Source organism: Jongsikchunia kroppenstedtii DSM 45133, from assembly GCF_000380485.1.
GTDB classification, from domain to species: Bacteria; Actinomycetota; Actinomycetes; order Mycobacteriales; family Mycobacteriaceae; genus Jongsikchunia; species Jongsikchunia kroppenstedtii.
Window position 1 is genome coordinate 168,081 of record NZ_AQYG01000046.1, and the last position, 14,925, is coordinate 183,005.

General features: G+C 66.7%; 16 protein-coding genes. 7 read left to right on the plus strand and 9 right to left on the minus strand.

Features of this window, described 5'->3' with window-relative positions; all coding sequences use genetic code 11:
- Nucleotides 1-40 precede the first annotated feature (40 nt).
- Both G341_RS0110540 and G341_RS0110545 read left to right on the plus strand, forming a co-directional pair.
- The gene (locus tag G341_RS0110540) at nucleotides 41-847 is read left to right on the plus strand and encodes a maleylpyruvate isomerase family mycothiol-dependent enzyme (RefSeq protein WP_018179105.1); all 807 of its coding nucleotides are present in this window, start codon (nucleotides 41-43) and stop codon (nucleotides 845-847) included.
- Between the two features lie 29 nt (nucleotides 848-876).
- Complete coding sequence (locus tag G341_RS0110545) at nucleotides 877-1,383, plus strand: GNAT family N-acetyltransferase (protein WP_051092752.1); 507 nt, start codon at nucleotides 877-879, stop codon at nucleotides 1,381-1,383.
- 1 nt (nucleotide 1,384) lies between these two features.
- On the opposite strand, the gene G341_RS0110550 is transcribed toward G341_RS0110545, so the two are convergent.
- Both G341_RS0110550 and G341_RS0110555 read right to left on the minus strand, forming a co-directional pair.
- On the minus strand, nucleotides 1,385-1,894 hold the full coding sequence (locus G341_RS0110550; RefSeq protein ID WP_018179107.1) for a GNAT family N-acetyltransferase: 510 nt from the start codon (nucleotides 1,892-1,894) through the stop codon (nucleotides 1,385-1,387).
- Nucleotides 1,891-2,280: a hypothetical protein gene (locus tag G341_RS0110555; protein WP_018179108.1), complete on the minus strand. Its 390-nt coding sequence runs from the start codon at nucleotides 2,278-2,280 to the stop codon at nucleotides 1,891-1,893. Before G341_RS0110555 ends, G341_RS0110550 begins: the two co-directional genes overlap by 4 nt.
- A gap of 46 nt (nucleotides 2,281-2,326) precedes the next feature.
- Here G341_RS0110555 and G341_RS0110560 point away from each other — a divergent pair, with 46 nt between their 5' ends.
- Both G341_RS0110560 and G341_RS0110565 read left to right on the plus strand, forming a co-directional pair.
- A complete protein-coding gene (locus G341_RS0110560; protein ID WP_018179109.1) occupies nucleotides 2,327-4,291 on the plus strand; it encodes an OPT family oligopeptide transporter in 1,965 nt (654 codons plus the stop codon).
- Between the two features lie 56 nt (nucleotides 4,292-4,347).
- On the plus strand, nucleotides 4,348-4,704 hold the full coding sequence (locus G341_RS0110565) for a hypothetical protein (protein WP_018179110.1): 357 nt from the start codon (nucleotides 4,348-4,350) through the stop codon (nucleotides 4,702-4,704).
- Between the two features lie 48 nt (nucleotides 4,705-4,752).
- Here G341_RS0110565 and G341_RS0110570 read toward each other — a convergent pair whose 3' ends face one another.
- Nucleotides 4,753-5,526 (minus strand): enoyl-CoA hydratase, encoded by a 774-nt coding sequence (locus tag G341_RS0110570; RefSeq protein ID WP_018179111.1) that lies wholly within the window; start codon nucleotides 5,524-5,526, stop codon nucleotides 4,753-4,755.
- Nucleotides 5,527-5,574: 48 nt separating this feature from the next.
- On the opposite strand from G341_RS0110570, the gene G341_RS0110575 reads away from it, so the two are divergent.
- Entirely contained in the window at nucleotides 5,575-6,354 is a 780-nt protein-coding gene (locus G341_RS0110575) for an alpha/beta fold hydrolase (RefSeq protein WP_018179112.1), read from the plus strand.
- On the opposite strand, the gene G341_RS0110580 is transcribed toward G341_RS0110575, so the two are convergent.
- From G341_RS0110580 to doeB2, 5 genes are read right to left on the minus strand one after another with little or no spacing between them, the layout of a single operon-like run.
- A complete protein-coding gene (locus G341_RS0110580; protein ID WP_018179113.1) occupies nucleotides 6,338-7,003 on the minus strand; it encodes a class I SAM-dependent methyltransferase in 666 nt (221 codons plus the stop codon). The genes G341_RS0110575 and G341_RS0110580 overlap by 17 nt on opposite strands.
- A 43-nt stretch (nucleotides 7,004-7,046) precedes the next feature.
- Nucleotides 7,047-8,423, minus strand: coding sequence for an NAD-dependent succinate-semialdehyde dehydrogenase (locus G341_RS0110585; protein WP_018179114.1), 1,377 nt, complete (start codon nucleotides 8,421-8,423; stop codon nucleotides 7,047-7,049).
- Nucleotides 8,420-9,622: an ectoine hydrolase gene (gene doeA, locus G341_RS0110590; RefSeq protein WP_018179115.1), complete on the minus strand. Its 1,203-nt coding sequence runs from the start codon at nucleotides 9,620-9,622 to the stop codon at nucleotides 8,420-8,422. Before doeA ends, G341_RS0110585 begins: the two co-directional genes overlap by 4 nt.
- Entirely contained in the window at nucleotides 9,619-10,872 is a 1,254-nt protein-coding gene (locus tag G341_RS0110595; RefSeq protein WP_018179116.1) for an aspartate aminotransferase family protein, read from the minus strand. Before G341_RS0110595 ends, doeA begins: the two co-directional genes overlap by 4 nt.
- A gap of 45 nt (nucleotides 10,873-10,917) precedes the next feature.
- The gene (gene doeB2 / locus G341_RS0110600; RefSeq protein ID WP_018179117.1) at nucleotides 10,918-12,102 is read right to left on the minus strand and encodes a N(2)-acetyl-L-2,4-diaminobutanoate deacetylase DoeB2; all 1,185 of its coding nucleotides are present in this window, start codon (nucleotides 12,100-12,102) and stop codon (nucleotides 10,918-10,920) included.
- 241 nt (nucleotides 12,103-12,343) lie between these two features.
- On the opposite strand from doeB2, the gene G341_RS0110605 reads away from it, so the two are divergent.
- Nucleotides 12,344-12,688: a VOC family protein gene (locus G341_RS0110605; protein WP_018179118.1), complete on the plus strand. Its 345-nt coding sequence runs from the start codon at nucleotides 12,344-12,346 to the stop codon at nucleotides 12,686-12,688.
- A complete protein-coding gene (locus G341_RS0110610; RefSeq protein WP_018179119.1) occupies nucleotides 12,688-14,214 on the plus strand; it encodes an FAD-dependent oxidoreductase in 1,527 nt (508 codons plus the stop codon). The genes G341_RS0110605 and G341_RS0110610 overlap by 1 nt, the downstream gene beginning before the upstream one ends.
- 4 nt (nucleotides 14,215-14,218) lie before the next feature.
- On the opposite strand, the gene G341_RS0110615 is transcribed toward G341_RS0110610, so the two are convergent.
- On the minus strand, nucleotides 14,219-14,851 hold the full coding sequence (locus tag G341_RS0110615; protein WP_043451190.1) for a hypothetical protein: 633 nt from the start codon (nucleotides 14,849-14,851) through the stop codon (nucleotides 14,219-14,221).
- Nucleotides 14,852-14,925: the final 74 nt, after the last annotated feature.

Here is a 14,925-nt window from a genome sequence, read left to right on the forward strand (position 1 = left end):
CGGGACTACGAGGCGGGGGCATTGTGAGTACGGTGAAGTAATGGTGGCTGAGACAGCACCCGCTGGGGACCATAATTATGTCGACGCGATCCGGCGCGAACGCGAATCGGTCCTCGCCTACTGTTCCGATCTCAGCGACAAGGAGTGGCGCACACCCAGCGCCGCAGCCGGCTGGACCGTGCAGGACGTCGTCGCCCACCTGGGCGCCAACGCCCGCGCGGTGTTCGGGCCCGACGGCCTCGCGGTATTGCGCACCGATAGCATCGAACGGGTGGCCGACGCCGCGGTCGAGAAGCGGCGCGACTGGTCGAGCCAGAAGGTGCTCGAAGAATACGCGCGCTGGAGTTCGCGGCTGGCCGGCCTGGCGCGGGTGATCGCCCAGACCCCGGCGAGCCGACTACCCATTCCGCTCGGCGAACTCGGCCGCTACCCGGTCGGCATGTTGCTCACCGGCGCAATGGTTTTCGACCAGCACACACATCTGCGGCACGACATCGCGCCGGTGCTCGACCGACCGATCCCGACCTCCGACGAGGCCCGGTTGCATGTTGCAGTCACCTGGATGTTCGCGGTGTTGTCGAATCAGATCCAACGCAGCGGATCCGACCTTCCCGGGGTTCCAGTCTCCTTCGAACTGACCGGAATCGGCGGCGGGACATGGGGTTTAGCCGCCGACGGATCATTGAGCGACGGCGCGCTGGATTCACCCGCCATCACCATTTCCGGACGGGTGGAGGACTTCCCGTCCTGGGGCACCCGCCGGTCGTCATGGCGCGACGCGAACCTGACCCTGGGCGGCGACACGGCCGTCGCCGAGACCTTCCTCGATTCGATCAATGTCGTCTGACACCGCCGCCATCGTGCATGCTGTATCCCATGGTGCAATCGCTTCCACCGCAGGCTGATCCACGCATTCGTCCGGCCACCCACGACGACATACCGGCGATCCTGGGATTGATCCGGGAACTCGCGATCTACGAGAAGGCCGAGCACGAGGCGCAGGCGACGCCGGCACAGCTGGACACGGCACTGTTCGGCGACCGACCGACCGTCTACGCGATCGTCGCGGCCGAGACGCCGGGCGGGCCCGTCGTCGGATTCGCGCTGTACTTCCTCAACTTCTCGACCTGGCTCGGCGTGAACGGCATCTATCTCGAAGATCTGTATGTCCAGGAGGATCGACGCGGCACCGGCCTGGGCAAGGCGCTGCTGCAGACGCTCGCACAGATCGCGGTCACCCGCGGCTACGGCCGCGTCGAATGGTCGGTGCTCACGTGGAACACCCCGTCGATCGGGTTCTACGAGTCGATCGGCGCACGCGCACAAGACGAATGGCAGACGATGCGGCTCACCGGTGCCGCCCTGGCCGACTTCGGCCGCTGAATCACAGCCGCAGCCGCATGGCCTGCCGCGGCCAGGCGTCCAGCCCCACGGCCCGCTCGTGGTCGCGGATCTCCCGCAGGCCGTCGGTCAGCTCGCCGTCCGGGATCGGTTGCCAGCCAAGCGAGACGTAGAACGGCCCGTTGAACGGCACGTCGCGGTAGGTCGTCAGGGTCATCCCGTCGAATCCCCGCGCCCGGGCCAGGTCCTCGGCCGCCCGCATCAGGGCCGTGCCGATGCCGCGCCGACCGAAATCCGGTGCGACGGTGATCTGCTCGACATGCATGCAGCCGTCGACGATCTCGAGCAGCACGAACCCGAGGATCCGTGCATCGGCGGCGACGAGCAGGTGCCCATCGCGCTGCGCCACCGCGAACACCGACTCCGCCGGTGGCGGGAATTCGGCGACCAGGTCCATGCCGAGATCACGGAACGCCAGGCCGCCCGACGCCTCCAGTGCCGGCAGCCCCGCGACCTCGTCGGCCCGCGCGGGCCGAATCACCCAGTCCGTCACGGCAATCGCGAACGCAGTGACGTCGCCAGCCCGCGGATCGCCGATTCGGTGGCACCCACCGGCGCCAGCAGGGTCTCCGCGATCGTCACCAAACGCTCGACGCGCACGGCGATCTGCTCCATCTGTTCAACGATGCCCAGCAGCCGTTCGCCGGTCGAGTTCACCATCGCGATGCTGGCGTCCATCTCGGTCAGCGTCTTACCGAAGTGTTCGAGCGTGCCGTCGAAGTCGCCGAAGGTGGTGTTCATGCGTTCGAGGACCGCGCCCATGTCGCTCAGCACGGACTCGGCCTGTTCGACCGTGTTATCGGCATTCAACGCCGCCTGTGCCAGCCGACGCAGTCGCTGTCGCTCGGGTCCGCGGTCACCGGGGCCTCGATCAGTCATACCGAAATCGTATACATCCACCTCAGGCTCACTAAGGTGATTCCCCGTGACCCTGCAGTCCGCCGCGCCTGCGGCTATCAAAGAGATCACTACTCGCGGCGTCGTTCTCGGTGGTGTCATCACCCTCGTCTTCACCGCCGCAAACGTCTATCTCGGTTTGAAGGTCGGTCTCACCTTCGCGACATCGATTCCGGCGGCCGTGATCTCGATGGCGCTGCTGCGCTACTTCGCGAATCACTCGATCGTCGAGAACAACATCGTGCAGACGATCGCGTCGGCGGCCGGCACGCTGTCGGCGATCATCTTCGTACTGCCGGGGTTGGTGATGATCGGCTTCTGGAGCGGTTTCGGCTACTGGACCACGGCCGCGGTCTGCGCATTCGGCGGCGTCCTGGGCGTGATGTTCTCGATCCCGCTGCGCCGAGCCCTCGTCACGGGGTCGGACTTGCCATTCCCGGAAGGTGTCGCGGCCGCCGAAGTCCTGCGGCTCGGCGACTCGCAGGAGGGTGCGGCCGACAATCGCCGCGGCATCATCGCGATCTCGCTCGGTGCGCTCGGATCCGCGGGCTACTACCTGCTCACCGCCCTCAAGCTCGCGGCCGCCACGGTCAGCGGCGTCGTGCGGGTGGGCTCCGGCGGCACCGTGGTCACCGTCGGTCTGTCGGCGGCTCTCGTCGGCGTCGGACACCTGGTCGGCCTGACGGTGGGAATCGCGATGATCGTCGGCCTGGTGATCTCGTTCTTCGTCCTGCTGCCCATCAAGACCGCCGGCGACTTCACCCACGGCGGAGTCGTCGGCGACGTGGTGAACAGCGTCTTCAAGGACGACGTCCGCCTGGTCGGCGCCGGCGCGATCGCGGTCGCGGCCGTCTGGACGCTGCTCAAGATCATCGGTCCGATCATCAAAGGCATTGTCGACGCCGCGAATTCGTCGCGTCAGCGGCGCGCCGGCGCCGACCTCGACATCACCGAACGGGACATCCCGATCACCATCGTCGGCGGCGTCATCCTGTTCATGCTGGTCCCGATCTGGTACCTGCTCTACCACTTCGTGCAGGACACCCCACTGCAGGGACACTCGGCGGCGATCATCGCGGTGAGCCTGGCGTTCACCTTGGTCATCGGCCTGTTCGTGGCCTCGGTCTGCGGCTACATGGCGGGCCTGATCGGTGCCTCCAACAGCCCGATCTCCGGCGTCGGCATCCTGATCGTCCTGTTCTCCGCGATCCTCATCAAGGCCGTCTACGGCGGCGCCGACCAGTCGCAGTCGGCCACGCTGGTCGCCTACACGCTGTTCACCGCCGCGGTGGTCTTCGGCGTCGCCACCATCTCCAACGACAATCTGCAGGACCTCAAGACCGGTCAGCTGGTCGGTGCGACGCCGTGGAAGCAGCAGGTCGCTCTGGTGATCGGCGTGGTGTTCGGCTCGGCGATCATCCCGCCCGTGCTGCAGCTGATGTTCACCACCTACGGCTTCGCCGGCATGAAGGGCGCGGGCGATAACGCCCTTGCCGCACCGCAGGCGTCGTTGATGACCACGCTGGCCAACGGCGTCTTCGGCAGTAATCTCGACTGGAGTCTGATCTGGATCGGCGTCGGCATCGGCGCGGTCGCGATCACCATCGACGAATTACTCGCCCGCAGAACACGTTTCCGACTTCCGCCATTGGCCGTCGGGATGGGCATGTATCTGCCGATGAGCGCGACGCTGATGATCCCGATCGGCGCATTGATCGGGCATTGGTACAACAACTGGGCCGACCGGTCCGGCGATCGGGCCGAATCACGAAAACGCCTGGGCGTCCTCCTTGCAACCGGACTCATTGTGGGCGAAAGCATCTGCGGCGTCGTCGTGGCCGCGATCGTGTCGGCGACGCACAATTCGAACTGGTTGGGGATTCCCAGCGGCTTCGAGAACTGGAGCGAACTGATCGGCGTCATCGTGTTCGTCGCTGTCATCTCCTGGCTGTACAAGCACACGCAGCGGATCGCGGCCACGGATACTCGATAGCCGACCGGCACTCGCAGTTCAGGCGCATAATGAGAGCCCGAGCCGAGAGGAATCGAATGCCGATACGTGCCAATCGAGTCATCGCCCGGACCGCCGCGATCGCCATCGCCATCGGCGGTGCCGCCCTCTTCGGTGCGGCCGGCCACGCCTCCGCCGACATCCCTCCCGGCACCTACACGTCGACGACACTGGCGGGTGGCGTGGTACTGCTGCAGCGCGACGCGCATGTCGACGGCAACCAGCTCGTCCTCATCGGGCGCTACCCCATTCATCCGACGCCGACCGGCGGTTACGTGGACCTCTTCCCCGGCCACCGCGTCATCCTGAACAGCGACGGGCATGGCGGATACACCGGCCCCGCGTATTTCGGCGGAACGGTGATCGGCTCCATCAGCCTGCTGCCCCACCGCTGACCCGCTGACGCCACGTGTCAGCGGGCCGCGACGTCACGGGGTCCAGGATCATGTGGTCCAGGTCGGTGGACGCTTCTCCAAGAACGCCGACATGCCTTCCTGCGCATCACCGGTCATCGCGTTGGCTGCCATGACCTGCGTCATCAACTCGTATGCGTCGGGCTCGGTGCGATCGATCTGGTCGTAGAACGCCCTCTTGCCGATGGCGAGCGTGTCGGCGCTCGAATCGGCTATGCGGGAAGCCAATTCGATCACCGTCGACGCGAGCTCCGCGGCCGGTACCGCCTGGTTGATCAGCCCCCAGTCCACGGCGGTTCGAGCGTCGATCATGTCGCCGGTCATCAGCATGTGCATCGCCCGTTTGCGGCCGACCGCCCGCGTGAGCGCAACCATCGGCGTCGAACAGAACAGCCCGATCTTCACCCCGGGGGTGCTGAATCGTGCGGTGTCGGCAGCGACCGCGAGATCGCAGGTGGCGACCAGCTGACAGCCCGCCGCCAGAGCCATGCCCTGCACCTGAGCGATCACCGGCGGGCGCACCTCATGGATGGTGGCCATCAGCTCGCTGCAGGCTTCGAAGATCACCCGTTCGTCGTCGATCATGCGGTCCACCATTTCGGACAGATCGTGCCCCGCAGAGAACGCCGGGCCGTGCGCCTCGATGACGATCACGCGCACCGACGGATCGTCCGACAGTTGTCGGAGTATCCGGGTGGTGCTCCGCATGGTGCTGAGTGACAGCGGGTTTCGGCGGTCAGGTGCGCTCAGCGTAACCAGACCGATGGGACCACGAACGTTCATATCGACCGATGTCTCACTCATCGAAACAACGATATTCCCGTACCACCCATCGGCGGTAGCGTGCTTCGCATGTCTCGTTTCAGTGTTTCCGGCGCCGAGCTCGATATCGACATCACGGGGGAAAGCGGCTTCCCCGTGGTCCAGCTGCACGGCCTCACGTCCTGCGTGGCGGCTGATCGGCTCGACCTGGCACACGACGTGCACGGCGCACGGGTCATCCGCTACGACGCACGCGGCCACGGGAAGTCCACCGGACGCAAGGTCCCCGAGGACTATCGCTGGGAAGCGCTCGCCGACGACCTGCTGCAGGTGCTCGACCACTACTTCCCCGGCGAGCAGGTGTACGGCATCGGCACATCGATGGGCACCGGGACGCTGCTGCACGCCGCGCTCGTCGACCGGAACCGCTTCTGCGGGCTGACGCTGTCGGCCCCGCCCACTGCGTGGGAGACCCGGGCGATGCAGGGCGACTTCTATCGAGATACCGCCGCTCTCATCGAATCTCAGGGTGTCGACGCATTCATCGCATTGGCCAAGGACGCTCCCCGGCCTCCGGCCCTGGCCGACTATCCGTTCACCGAACCCGGTGTCGCCGAGGATGTGTTCCCGTCGGTGTTCCGCGGCGCGGCGCTCACCGATCTTCCCGATCGCGAGGACATCGCGCAGATCACCGTGCCGGCCCTGGTGCTGCCGTGGAGCGACGACCCCGGACATCCGCTGTCAACGGCGGAGTCGCTGACGAGCATCATGCCCAACGCCACGATGTCCGTGGCGCACAACCCGACTGAGCGGGACGCGTGGCGTGGGCTCGTCCGCGACCACGTCGCCCGCGTTACTGTCGCCGGCTGATTCCGTCAGCGGAGACGTCGCACACCAGCAGATGGAACGCGCCGGAATCCGCGCTCAGACGGCGGTCCTCGACGTCGGCGAATCCAGCCTGGCGGAGTACGCCGATGACCTCCTCGATCGGTCGCAGGCGAAATCCGTGCTGGGTGAACGGCATCTTCGTCATCTGCGCGGGATCGCCGACGCCGAGCACCAACCGGCCGGTCGGCCGCAGCACCCGAACGATCTCGCCGACAGCGGCGGCGAGGTCCTCGATGAAGTAGATCGTGTTCGTCGAGATGATCGCGTCCACCGATGCGTCATCCAGTGGAAGGCTCTCCATCCGCGCGTCATGAAGCACCAGGTGACCGGTCGCGATGTCGTCGGAGAATCGCCGTCGCGCGTCCGCGAGCATGGTCGCCGACAGTTCGACCCCGTGCACCGAGCCGGCGGCGTCGACGCGGCGGAGCAGCAGATCAAGCCCAACACCGCCGCCGAAGCCGATATCGGCGACCACCACACCGGGCGCCGCGGTGTCGATGGCCTCGACCGCCGCGGTCACGATCGATCGGTTACCGCGATTGAGCAGCCGCCCCACCACGCCGCCCACGACACCGGACGGCTCGCCGAGCTGACCCGCAAGGCCGGACATCGCGCGATCGATAAGCCACATGACTACATTCAAACAGGAAAGCGACACATCGGACGCCCCCGCGTCACTCCCGCTTCGGGCCGACCCACACCTGCTGCGCATTGACGAATTCGTGGATGCCGGCCTTGCCCAGCTCCCGCCCATAGCCCGACCGGCCGACGCCGCCGCTCGGCAGCCGGGGGTCGGTCTTGACGATGCCGTTGACCGCCACCTGTCCGGCCACGATCTCGCGCGCCAACGCCTCGCCACGTTCCGGCGTGCTCCAGACGCTGGCGGCCAGTCCGTAGCGAGTGTCGTTCGCGAGCAGGACCGCATGCTCGGAATCGACCGCGCGCATCACGACGGCCACCGGCCCGAACGTCTCCTCGACGCACGCCGTCATCCCCGTTCGTACCTCAGTCAGCAACGTCACCGGGTAGAAGAACCCTGCGCCCGTGGGGATTTCACCGCCCAATAGACAGTGGGCGCCCGCTGCCACCGTCTCCGTCACCTGCCTGTGCAGCTGGTCTCGAAGGTCTCCGCGGGCGATCGGCCCGACCTGCGTCGACGCGTCCCGCGGGTCGCCGACCACCAAGGCTGCCAACCGTTCCCCGAGCAGTGCCACGAATTCGTCATGCACCGCGGATTCGACGATGACGCGCTTGGCGGCGATACATGACTGCCCCGCATTGATGATTCGCGACAGCGCCACGACATCGGCCGCCTGCTCGAGATCGGCGTCGGCAAGGACGATGCACGGATCCGAGCCGCCGAGCTCCAGTACCGACGGCTTGATCTCGCTCCCTGCTATCGCCGCGACCGCGGAGCCGCCGCGGTCGGAGCCGGTGAACGAGACCGCCCGGATCCGGGGGTGACGAATCGCTCGCTCCACATCTGCGGTGGCCGCCGGTAACGATGCGAAAACCCCTTCCGGGGCTCCGGATTCGCGAAAGACGCGGTCGATCGCAGCAGCGCAGCCGGGGACGTGCGGGTCGTGCTTCATGACGCAGGTATTGCCGGCCATCAGGGCCGGCGCACAGAATCGGAAAGCCAGCCAGAAGGGGGCATTCCACGGCAGGATGCCGAGGACCGGCCCCAGCGGCAAATACTGCACGTAGCTGCGCGCGGCATCCGATTCGATGACGTCGTCGGCAAGATAGTCGGCTCCGTGCTCGGCGTAGTGATCTGCCGCCCAGGCGGCCTTCTCCACCTCGCCGCGGGCCTCGCCGATCGGCTTGCCCATCTCCTCGGTCATCAGCATCGCGTACTCGTCGCCGCCGGCCCGCAGACGTCCGGCCACCTCGCGCAGCAGGTCGGCCCGATCGGCGAATGCTGTTCTGTGCCAGCCGTCGTACGCCTGTCCGGCCCGGCCGATGATGCCGTCGATGTCCCCGGCAGTGGCGGCCGGTATCTCGCGAATCACCTCACCGCTGGTGGGATCGGTCGCGATCAGGGATGTCATTGCGTCACCTCCTGGGTGGCGACGAGCTGGGGCGCGGCGTCGTGCACCGTGAAGTCCTCGTCGAGCGTGAAGAACGACTCGCAGCCGTCGTCGGTGACCCTGATCGTGTCGGAGATCCCGACGGTCTTGTCCCCATCCACACCCCACATCCACGGGATGACGTGGAATGTCATCCCCGGCTCCAGCGCGGTGAAGTCGCCCGGATTGAGGCTGAGGATGTACCCCTCGTCCCAGGATGGCGGGAAGGCGATCCCAATCGAGTAGCCGGATCTGGTGACGAGCCGCGCGCCGACCGTGTTGTCGGAGATCACCCGGCGCACAATGGAATCCGCGTCCGATACGGTCAGACCCGGCCGCATCACCGATTTGAGCTCTGCCAGTGCGAGTTTCATCCGTTCCTGAGCCGCGTGCATCGAATCGGTGAGCTGGCCCGCGACCACCGTACGCATCAGCGCGGTGTGGTAGCGGCGGTAGCAGCCGCCGACTTCCAGGAACACGTGTTCGCCGGGCTCGATCGTGCGGCCCTCCCACGTCGCATGACCGATCATGCTGCGCGGCCCGGATGCGACATACGGCATTACGGCGGGGAATTCGCCACCCGCGCGGAACATCGCCGCGCTGATCTCCGCCGCGACCTCGTTCTCAGTGACGCCGGGCACCGCGGCCGCCAGTCCCGCTGCCATGCCGGCCTCCGCAGCACGCGCGGCCTTGCGCATGATGTCGATCTCGACGTCGGACTTGCATGCCCGCCCCGCTTCGACGATGCCGAAACAGTCCATCAGGACTCCCTGCTGGAACGAGGTATGCACGCGGTCTTGCTGATACGCCGGGAAGAAGTAGCTATTGCGTTCGTAGCCAACACGTTTCGTTCCCAGGCCCGACTGGTTCAGGGCGAGCACCAGTTCTTGGATCGCGTCGCCGGTGTCGGGATAGGGGCGGGTGCGCTCGACCCAGGTGCGGGCGATCACGTTCGACTCCTCCATGGCGCGCGTGATCATCACCGGCTCGTCATCGAGCGGCACCACCAGCGCCTGGAAGAACGAATAACCGGTGGTCTGATAGTCGGTGAGATACATCAGGTTCTCGGGATCGGTGATCACCACCGCGTCAAGATGCCTGCGCTCCATGCGTTCTCGGAGATCGCCGAGACGGCGCTCGTATTCGGCGATCGGGAATGTCATGTCGTCGCGGGCCCTCATCGCAGCGCCTCCGCCACCGCATCGGCCAGGATGTCGAGGCCTTCGGCGAGGTCGTCGTCACCGATGGTGAGCGGTGGAATCGCCTTGAGGACACGACCGCCGGAGCCGCACGGTCCGATCAACAGCCCGCGGTCGAACGCCGCCGACTGCACTCGTTTGGCAAGCTCGCCGTCGGCGACATCGAGGCCCTGCAGCATCCCCCGTCCCCGTACTTCCCAGTCCCGCTCGGGATATTCGGCCGCGATCGCGACCAGCCGCTCCCCCATCACCTCGCCCTTGCGCGCGACGTCGCCCATCAACTCGTCGTCGGTGAAGTAGTCGAGCGCCACGGCCCCGGCGACCAACGACAGTCCCTGCCCACGGAACGTCCCCGTATGCGCCCCCGGGCTCCAATGCTGGTCGACCTCAGGCTTGTTCAGGTTCATCGCGATCGGCGTGCCATAGCCGCCCAGACCCTTTGCGAGCGTGATGATATCCGGATCGAGGTCGAAGCCGTCGAAGCTGAAATAGCTTCCGGTACGGCCGCATCCGGCCTGAATGTCGTCAATGATGAACAAGGCGTCGACGTCGCGCGCCAGTTGCTGGACGTCCCGCAGCCACTGCGCGCTGGCCACGTTCACCCCGCCCTCCGCTTGCACCGCTTCGACCAGGATTGCGGCCGGCGCCGCGATACCGCTGGAGGAGTCGGCGAGCGCGGCGGCGTAGTCGCTGAGAGCCGTCTTGCCGCCCGGCGCGGTCTCGTAGGGCAGTCGATGGATATCGCGCAGCGGCACGCCGGCCCACTTGCGGAAAGCGTCGTTCGCGGTCGCGGCCAGCGATCCCAGCGTCATCCCGTGGAAACCGTGGCTGAATGCCACCACCTCTCGCCGCCCGGTGACGAGTCGTGCCAGCTTCAAGGCGGCTTCGACGGCATTGGTGCCGGTGGGTCCGGTGAACTGCATCCGGTGTTCCATCCCGCGCGGCGCCAGGATGACGTCGTGGAACTTGCTGATGAAGTCGCGTTTGGTGGTCGTGTACATGTCGAGGCTGTGCGCGATTCCGTCGGCCTCGAGGAAGTCGATCATCGCGCGCTTCATCCGCGGATTGTTGTGACCGAAGTTGAGGACGCCGGCGCCGGCGAAGAAGTCGATATATGACCGGCCCTCCTCGTCGATCTGCCTGGCGTTCGACGCCGATTGGAAGACGGTCGGAAACGAGCGGCTGTACGCCCGGACTTCCGACTCCCATTGCTCGAATGCTGCGGTGTCCATCGTGACGGTCTCCTTCTCGTTGGATGTAATGCGGCTCTTTCCCTTTCAGGCGATGCGGGCCGGTTCGGCAACGCCGGCCAGTCCGATCAGGATGCGCGCGACCGGGTCGATCAGTCGGTCGTCGAAGTCGTAGCGGGCGCTGTGCAGTGGAACCCCGGCGTCCTCCGGTGAGCCCCCGATCAGCGCGAATGCGCCCGGAATGCGCTGCAGGTAGTAGCTGAAGTCCTCCGACGCCATCACCGGCGCGACCGAGTCGTGACGCGACCAGCCATCACCGAATTCGGCCGCCAGTCGGCCACGCAGCTCAGCGGCCGGTTCCGGATGGTTCACCGTGGCGCCGTAGCGGGCGGTGGTTTCGACGGCGGCGTCCACGCCATGCGCCGCGGCGACGGCGGTGGATATCTCGGCAATGAGATCGAAAACATGATCGCGCACATGGTCATTCGCCACGCGGACGCTGCCCGCGAGCTCGGCGTCGTCCGGTGTGACGGTGGCGGCCGCCTCCGCTCGCAGCGAGGTCACCGCCACCACCGCCGACGACTGCGGCGACAGCCGGCGTGCCACGATCTGTTGCAGCGCAACGGTGATCGCCGCGGCGGCCAGCACGGGGTCGCGGGTGGCCTCGGGCTGCGAGGCATGTCCGCCCTGCCCGCGGACGCCTATCTGGAAAGTTCCGTTCGCAGACATGACCGGACCATTCGGGCAGATCGCCTGGCCCAGCGGCAGACCCGGCCAGTTGTGCCAGCCGAACACCGCCTCGACCGGCCGCACGTCGGGAGCGCCGGCAAGGCAGCCGTCGGCGATCATTTCCCGCGCACCGTGGCCGCCCTCCTCGGCGGGTTGGAACAGCAACGTCACCGGCCCCGGTAGGTCGGCCTCGTGCAGTTTCAGCCAGCGAGCAACGGCGAGCAACGTCGCCGTATGCCCGTCGTGTCCGCAGGCATGCATCACGCCGGGTTGCTGCGACCGGTAGGCATGATCGGCATCCTCGGCGATGGGCATGGCGTCTAGATCGGCGCGAAGAGCGATATGGCGGCCATCGGCACCGGCCGCGAGTTGCGCGACGGTCCCGGTGCCGGCGCACGGGCGATACTCGATGCCCATGTCGTCGAGCGCGGCGCGAACGGTGTGGGCAGTATCGACTTCAGCCCATGCGAGTTCCGGGCGTTGGTGCAGATCGTGGCGGAGTCGCTTGGCCCCGGCCACGACCGTGGGCCATTCATCTCGCATGCGACTTCCTCGGTCGACGCCCGTCTCGGTCGGTTCCAACGTACCTTGAATCAAGAAGGGCCGCATCCGATAGGCGATGACGGACGAAATACCTTATCGCCGAATAGTATTCAGCAAAGTTGTCGCTGACAGAGCGGTGTCGACGACGATCGAGTTTCGATGTGCAATGCGCGTGATACGCAGCACGATTCGGCCCGATCGGCTGGTTGACCGACCCTCGCATCCGTGATCGGATCATGCGATGAGGATCGAACGCATCGCACCCATCTTGACCGTCAACGACGTTGCGACCGCGATTCAAGAGCACACCGGAGTGCTCGGAATGCACGTCGTGATGGACATGGGTTGGATCGCGTTCCTCGCCAACGACAGCGGCCTCCAGATCGGCCTGATGACCAGCGATGCGACCGCCCCCGTCAACCCGGATGTCTCCGTCTTCGTCGACGATGTGGAGGCAGCCCACAATGCGGCACTCGAGTCCGGCGTGGAGATCGTGCACCCCCTGTCGTCCGAGGAATGGGGTGTGCGCCGATTCTTCTATCGGGACTCGTCCGGTCGGGTGATCAACGTCGGCACTCATATCTGATGGCCGGTCCGATGCTCGACGTGCTGGTCATCGGGGCGGGCCCCACCGGGCTCGCCGCGGCACTCGAGCTCGCGCGGCGGGACGTCGCCGTGCGCATCATCGACGCCGCCGACCGACCGTTCGGCGGGTCACGCGGCAAGGGGGTCACTGCGCGCACCCAGGAGATCTTCGATGATCTGGGAGTCATCGACGATCTGGAACGGGTCGGATGGCGGCATCAACCGCGACGGGTCACGGTCGGCGGCAAGGTGGTCAGTGATTCGGCGCCGGATGCGGGTGCCGAGCCGACGCCCGACCGGCCCTATCCGTCGGGCCTGATACTGCCGCAGTGGAGAACCGAAGAGATACTGCGAAACCGGCTGCGCGAGAGCGACATCCAGGTCGACTATGGCGTTCGCGCGATCTCCGCCGACGTGGTCGATGATCACGTGCAGGTGACCACGGAACGCGATTCACTGCGCGCTCGGTACGTCATCGGCTGCGATGGCGGCCACAGCGGGGTACGCGAGTGGATCGGCGCCCGGTTCGACGGCCACGGCGGAATGCAGGCGATGTATGTCGGCGACGTCGAGGTGGCCGGCCTCGCGCCTGATCGCTGGTACCAATGGACCGATCCCACAGCGGGATTCGCGGCCCTCTGCCCGTTCCGCGACTCGGCCACGTGGCAGTTCCAGGGGGTCCAGTTCGCCGCCTTCGACAACGACGGCGAGTTTGCCGAACCATCGCTGGACACCCTGCAGCAGACGCTGAACGCAGTGACCGGAGAGCGGGCGATACAGCTGTCCGCGCCGACCTGGATGTCACGATGGCGAGTCAACGTCCGACTGTCCGACCGGTTCCGCGAGGGCCGGATGTTCCTCGCGGGCGATGCCGCACATGTTCACTCCCCGGCGGGCGGACTGGGCATGAACACCGGCATCCAGGACGCCTACAACCTGGGTTGGAAGCTCGCCGCCGTCCTCGATGGCCGGGCCGACGAGCGACTACTGGAAACTTATGCGACCGAACGGGTCCCGATCGCCGAATGGACACTGGGCGTCAGCACCGCCGGACTCGAGAAGATGACCGCTGCCATGCAGGATTCGACGGCCACCACGCTGATCCCGGCGACCGAGGACGGACAGCAGCTCGGCCTGGGCTATCGCTGGAGTTCCTTGTCACATCAGACCGATGCCTACGAAACACGTTCGGGCGGAGTGCAAGCCGGCGACCGTGCTCCCGATGGACGCTGCACCGGCCCGGACGGCAACATCATTCGGCTCTTCGACGCGTTCCGCGGAACGCACGCGGCAGTGCTCGGGATCGGCGACGCCGCCGAAGCGGCTCAGGCACTGACATTGCGTGTGAACGTCGGACACACCCGCACGGTGACAAGCGACATCGATCAGACGCGAAATATTTACTGCGGCAGCAGTACTGGTGGACTGTATGTCGTTCGTCCGGACGGCTATATCGGCTTCGCCGGCACGGCGGACGACGACGGAGAGGCGGCGGCCTATCTGCACCTCATCGGCGCCGCCGACTAGGCTCCTAGCGGTGCGGCGCCTCGGTCAGGCCGCGCGCGACCCCTACTCCTGCACCGATTCCCGCACCGATCGCGGTCACCGGGGCGGCGGTGACGGCAGCACCGATGGCGGCTCCCAGAACCGGACCGATCGCGAGACCGATCGGCAGGAACGGCACGCCGGCGATCAGCCCGGCCACTCCGCCGACCAATCCGCCCGCGGCAGCCAACGGGGCTCCGACGGTTACCGTCGCGATCGCCCCGCCACGGACGGAGTCACCGACGGTGTCGGCGGCCACCTGGTCTGCACGCGCCGGATCGAGGCCCATGCTCCGGCCTGTGCGAGCGACCTCGGCTTCCGCGCCCGCCGCAGCGCCATTGATCTGCTGCGTCTGCTGCGTCGACAGCCAATCGGGCGCCGGCACCTGGAGGTCACCGGCGCGAACGGTCGCCGGCGGCGGGACCGCGGCGGCCGGATGCGGTGCCACGACCGCCGCTATCGCCGGCGCAGGCGCATTGTCGTGCGTCGGTGGCGTGGCCGCCGCGACACCCGCGACGGATGCCGCCAGCATCAACGGCGTAGATCCAGCAGCAACGAGCGTTGCCAGGCGGCGATGGTCACGGGGAGCGCGGTGACGCCCGGGCGTGCGAGTGCTCATGGTTTCAGTCTCCAGCTTCGAATTGACTAGCGGTCGCTAATCGATGATTCGCGTGAGACTGGTCTGCGGATTGG

Coding starts and splice junctions, on each gene's coding strand:
- G341_RS0110540 (WP_018179105.1), top strand. CDS start 41: ATGGTGGCTGAGACAGCACCCGCTGGGGACCATAATTATGTCGACGCG.
- G341_RS0110545 (WP_051092752.1), top strand. CDS start 877: ATGGTGCAATCGCTTCCACCGCAGGCTGATCCACGCATTCGTCCGGCC.
- G341_RS0110555 (WP_018179108.1), bottom strand. CDS start 2,280: ATGACTGATCGAGGCCCCGGTGACCGCGGACCCGAGCGACAGCGACTG.
- G341_RS0110565 (WP_018179110.1), top strand. CDS start 4,348: ATGCCGATACGTGCCAATCGAGTCATCGCCCGGACCGCCGCGATCGCC.
- G341_RS0110570 (WP_018179111.1), bottom strand. CDS start 5,526: ATGAGTGAGACATCGGTCGATATGAACGTTCGTGGTCCCATCGGTCTG.
- G341_RS0110575 (WP_018179112.1), top strand. CDS start 5,575: ATGTCTCGTTTCAGTGTTTCCGGCGCCGAGCTCGATATCGACATCACG.
- G341_RS0110580 (WP_018179113.1), bottom strand. CDS start 7,003: ATGTGGCTTATCGATCGCGCGATGTCCGGCCTTGCGGGTCAGCTCGGC.
- G341_RS0110585 (WP_018179114.1), bottom strand. CDS start 8,423: ATGACATCCCTGATCGCGACCGATCCCACCAGCGGTGAGGTGATTCGC.
- doeA (WP_018179115.1), bottom strand. CDS start 9,622: ATGAGGGCCCGCGACGACATGACATTCCCGATCGCCGAATACGAGCGC.
- G341_RS0110595 (WP_018179116.1), bottom strand. CDS start 10,872: ATGGACACCGCAGCATTCGAGCAATGGGAGTCGGAAGTCCGGGCGTAC.
- doeB2 (WP_018179117.1), bottom strand. CDS start 12,102: ATGCGAGATGAATGGCCCACGGTCGTGGCCGGGGCCAAGCGACTCCGC.
- G341_RS0110605 (WP_018179118.1), top strand. CDS start 12,344: ATGAGGATCGAACGCATCGCACCCATCTTGACCGTCAACGACGTTGCG.
- G341_RS0110610 (WP_018179119.1), top strand. CDS start 12,688: ATGGCCGGTCCGATGCTCGACGTGCTGGTCATCGGGGCGGGCCCCACC.
- G341_RS0110615 (WP_043451190.1), bottom strand. CDS start 14,851: ATGAGCACTCGCACGCCCGGGCGTCACCGCGCTCCCCGTGACCATCGC.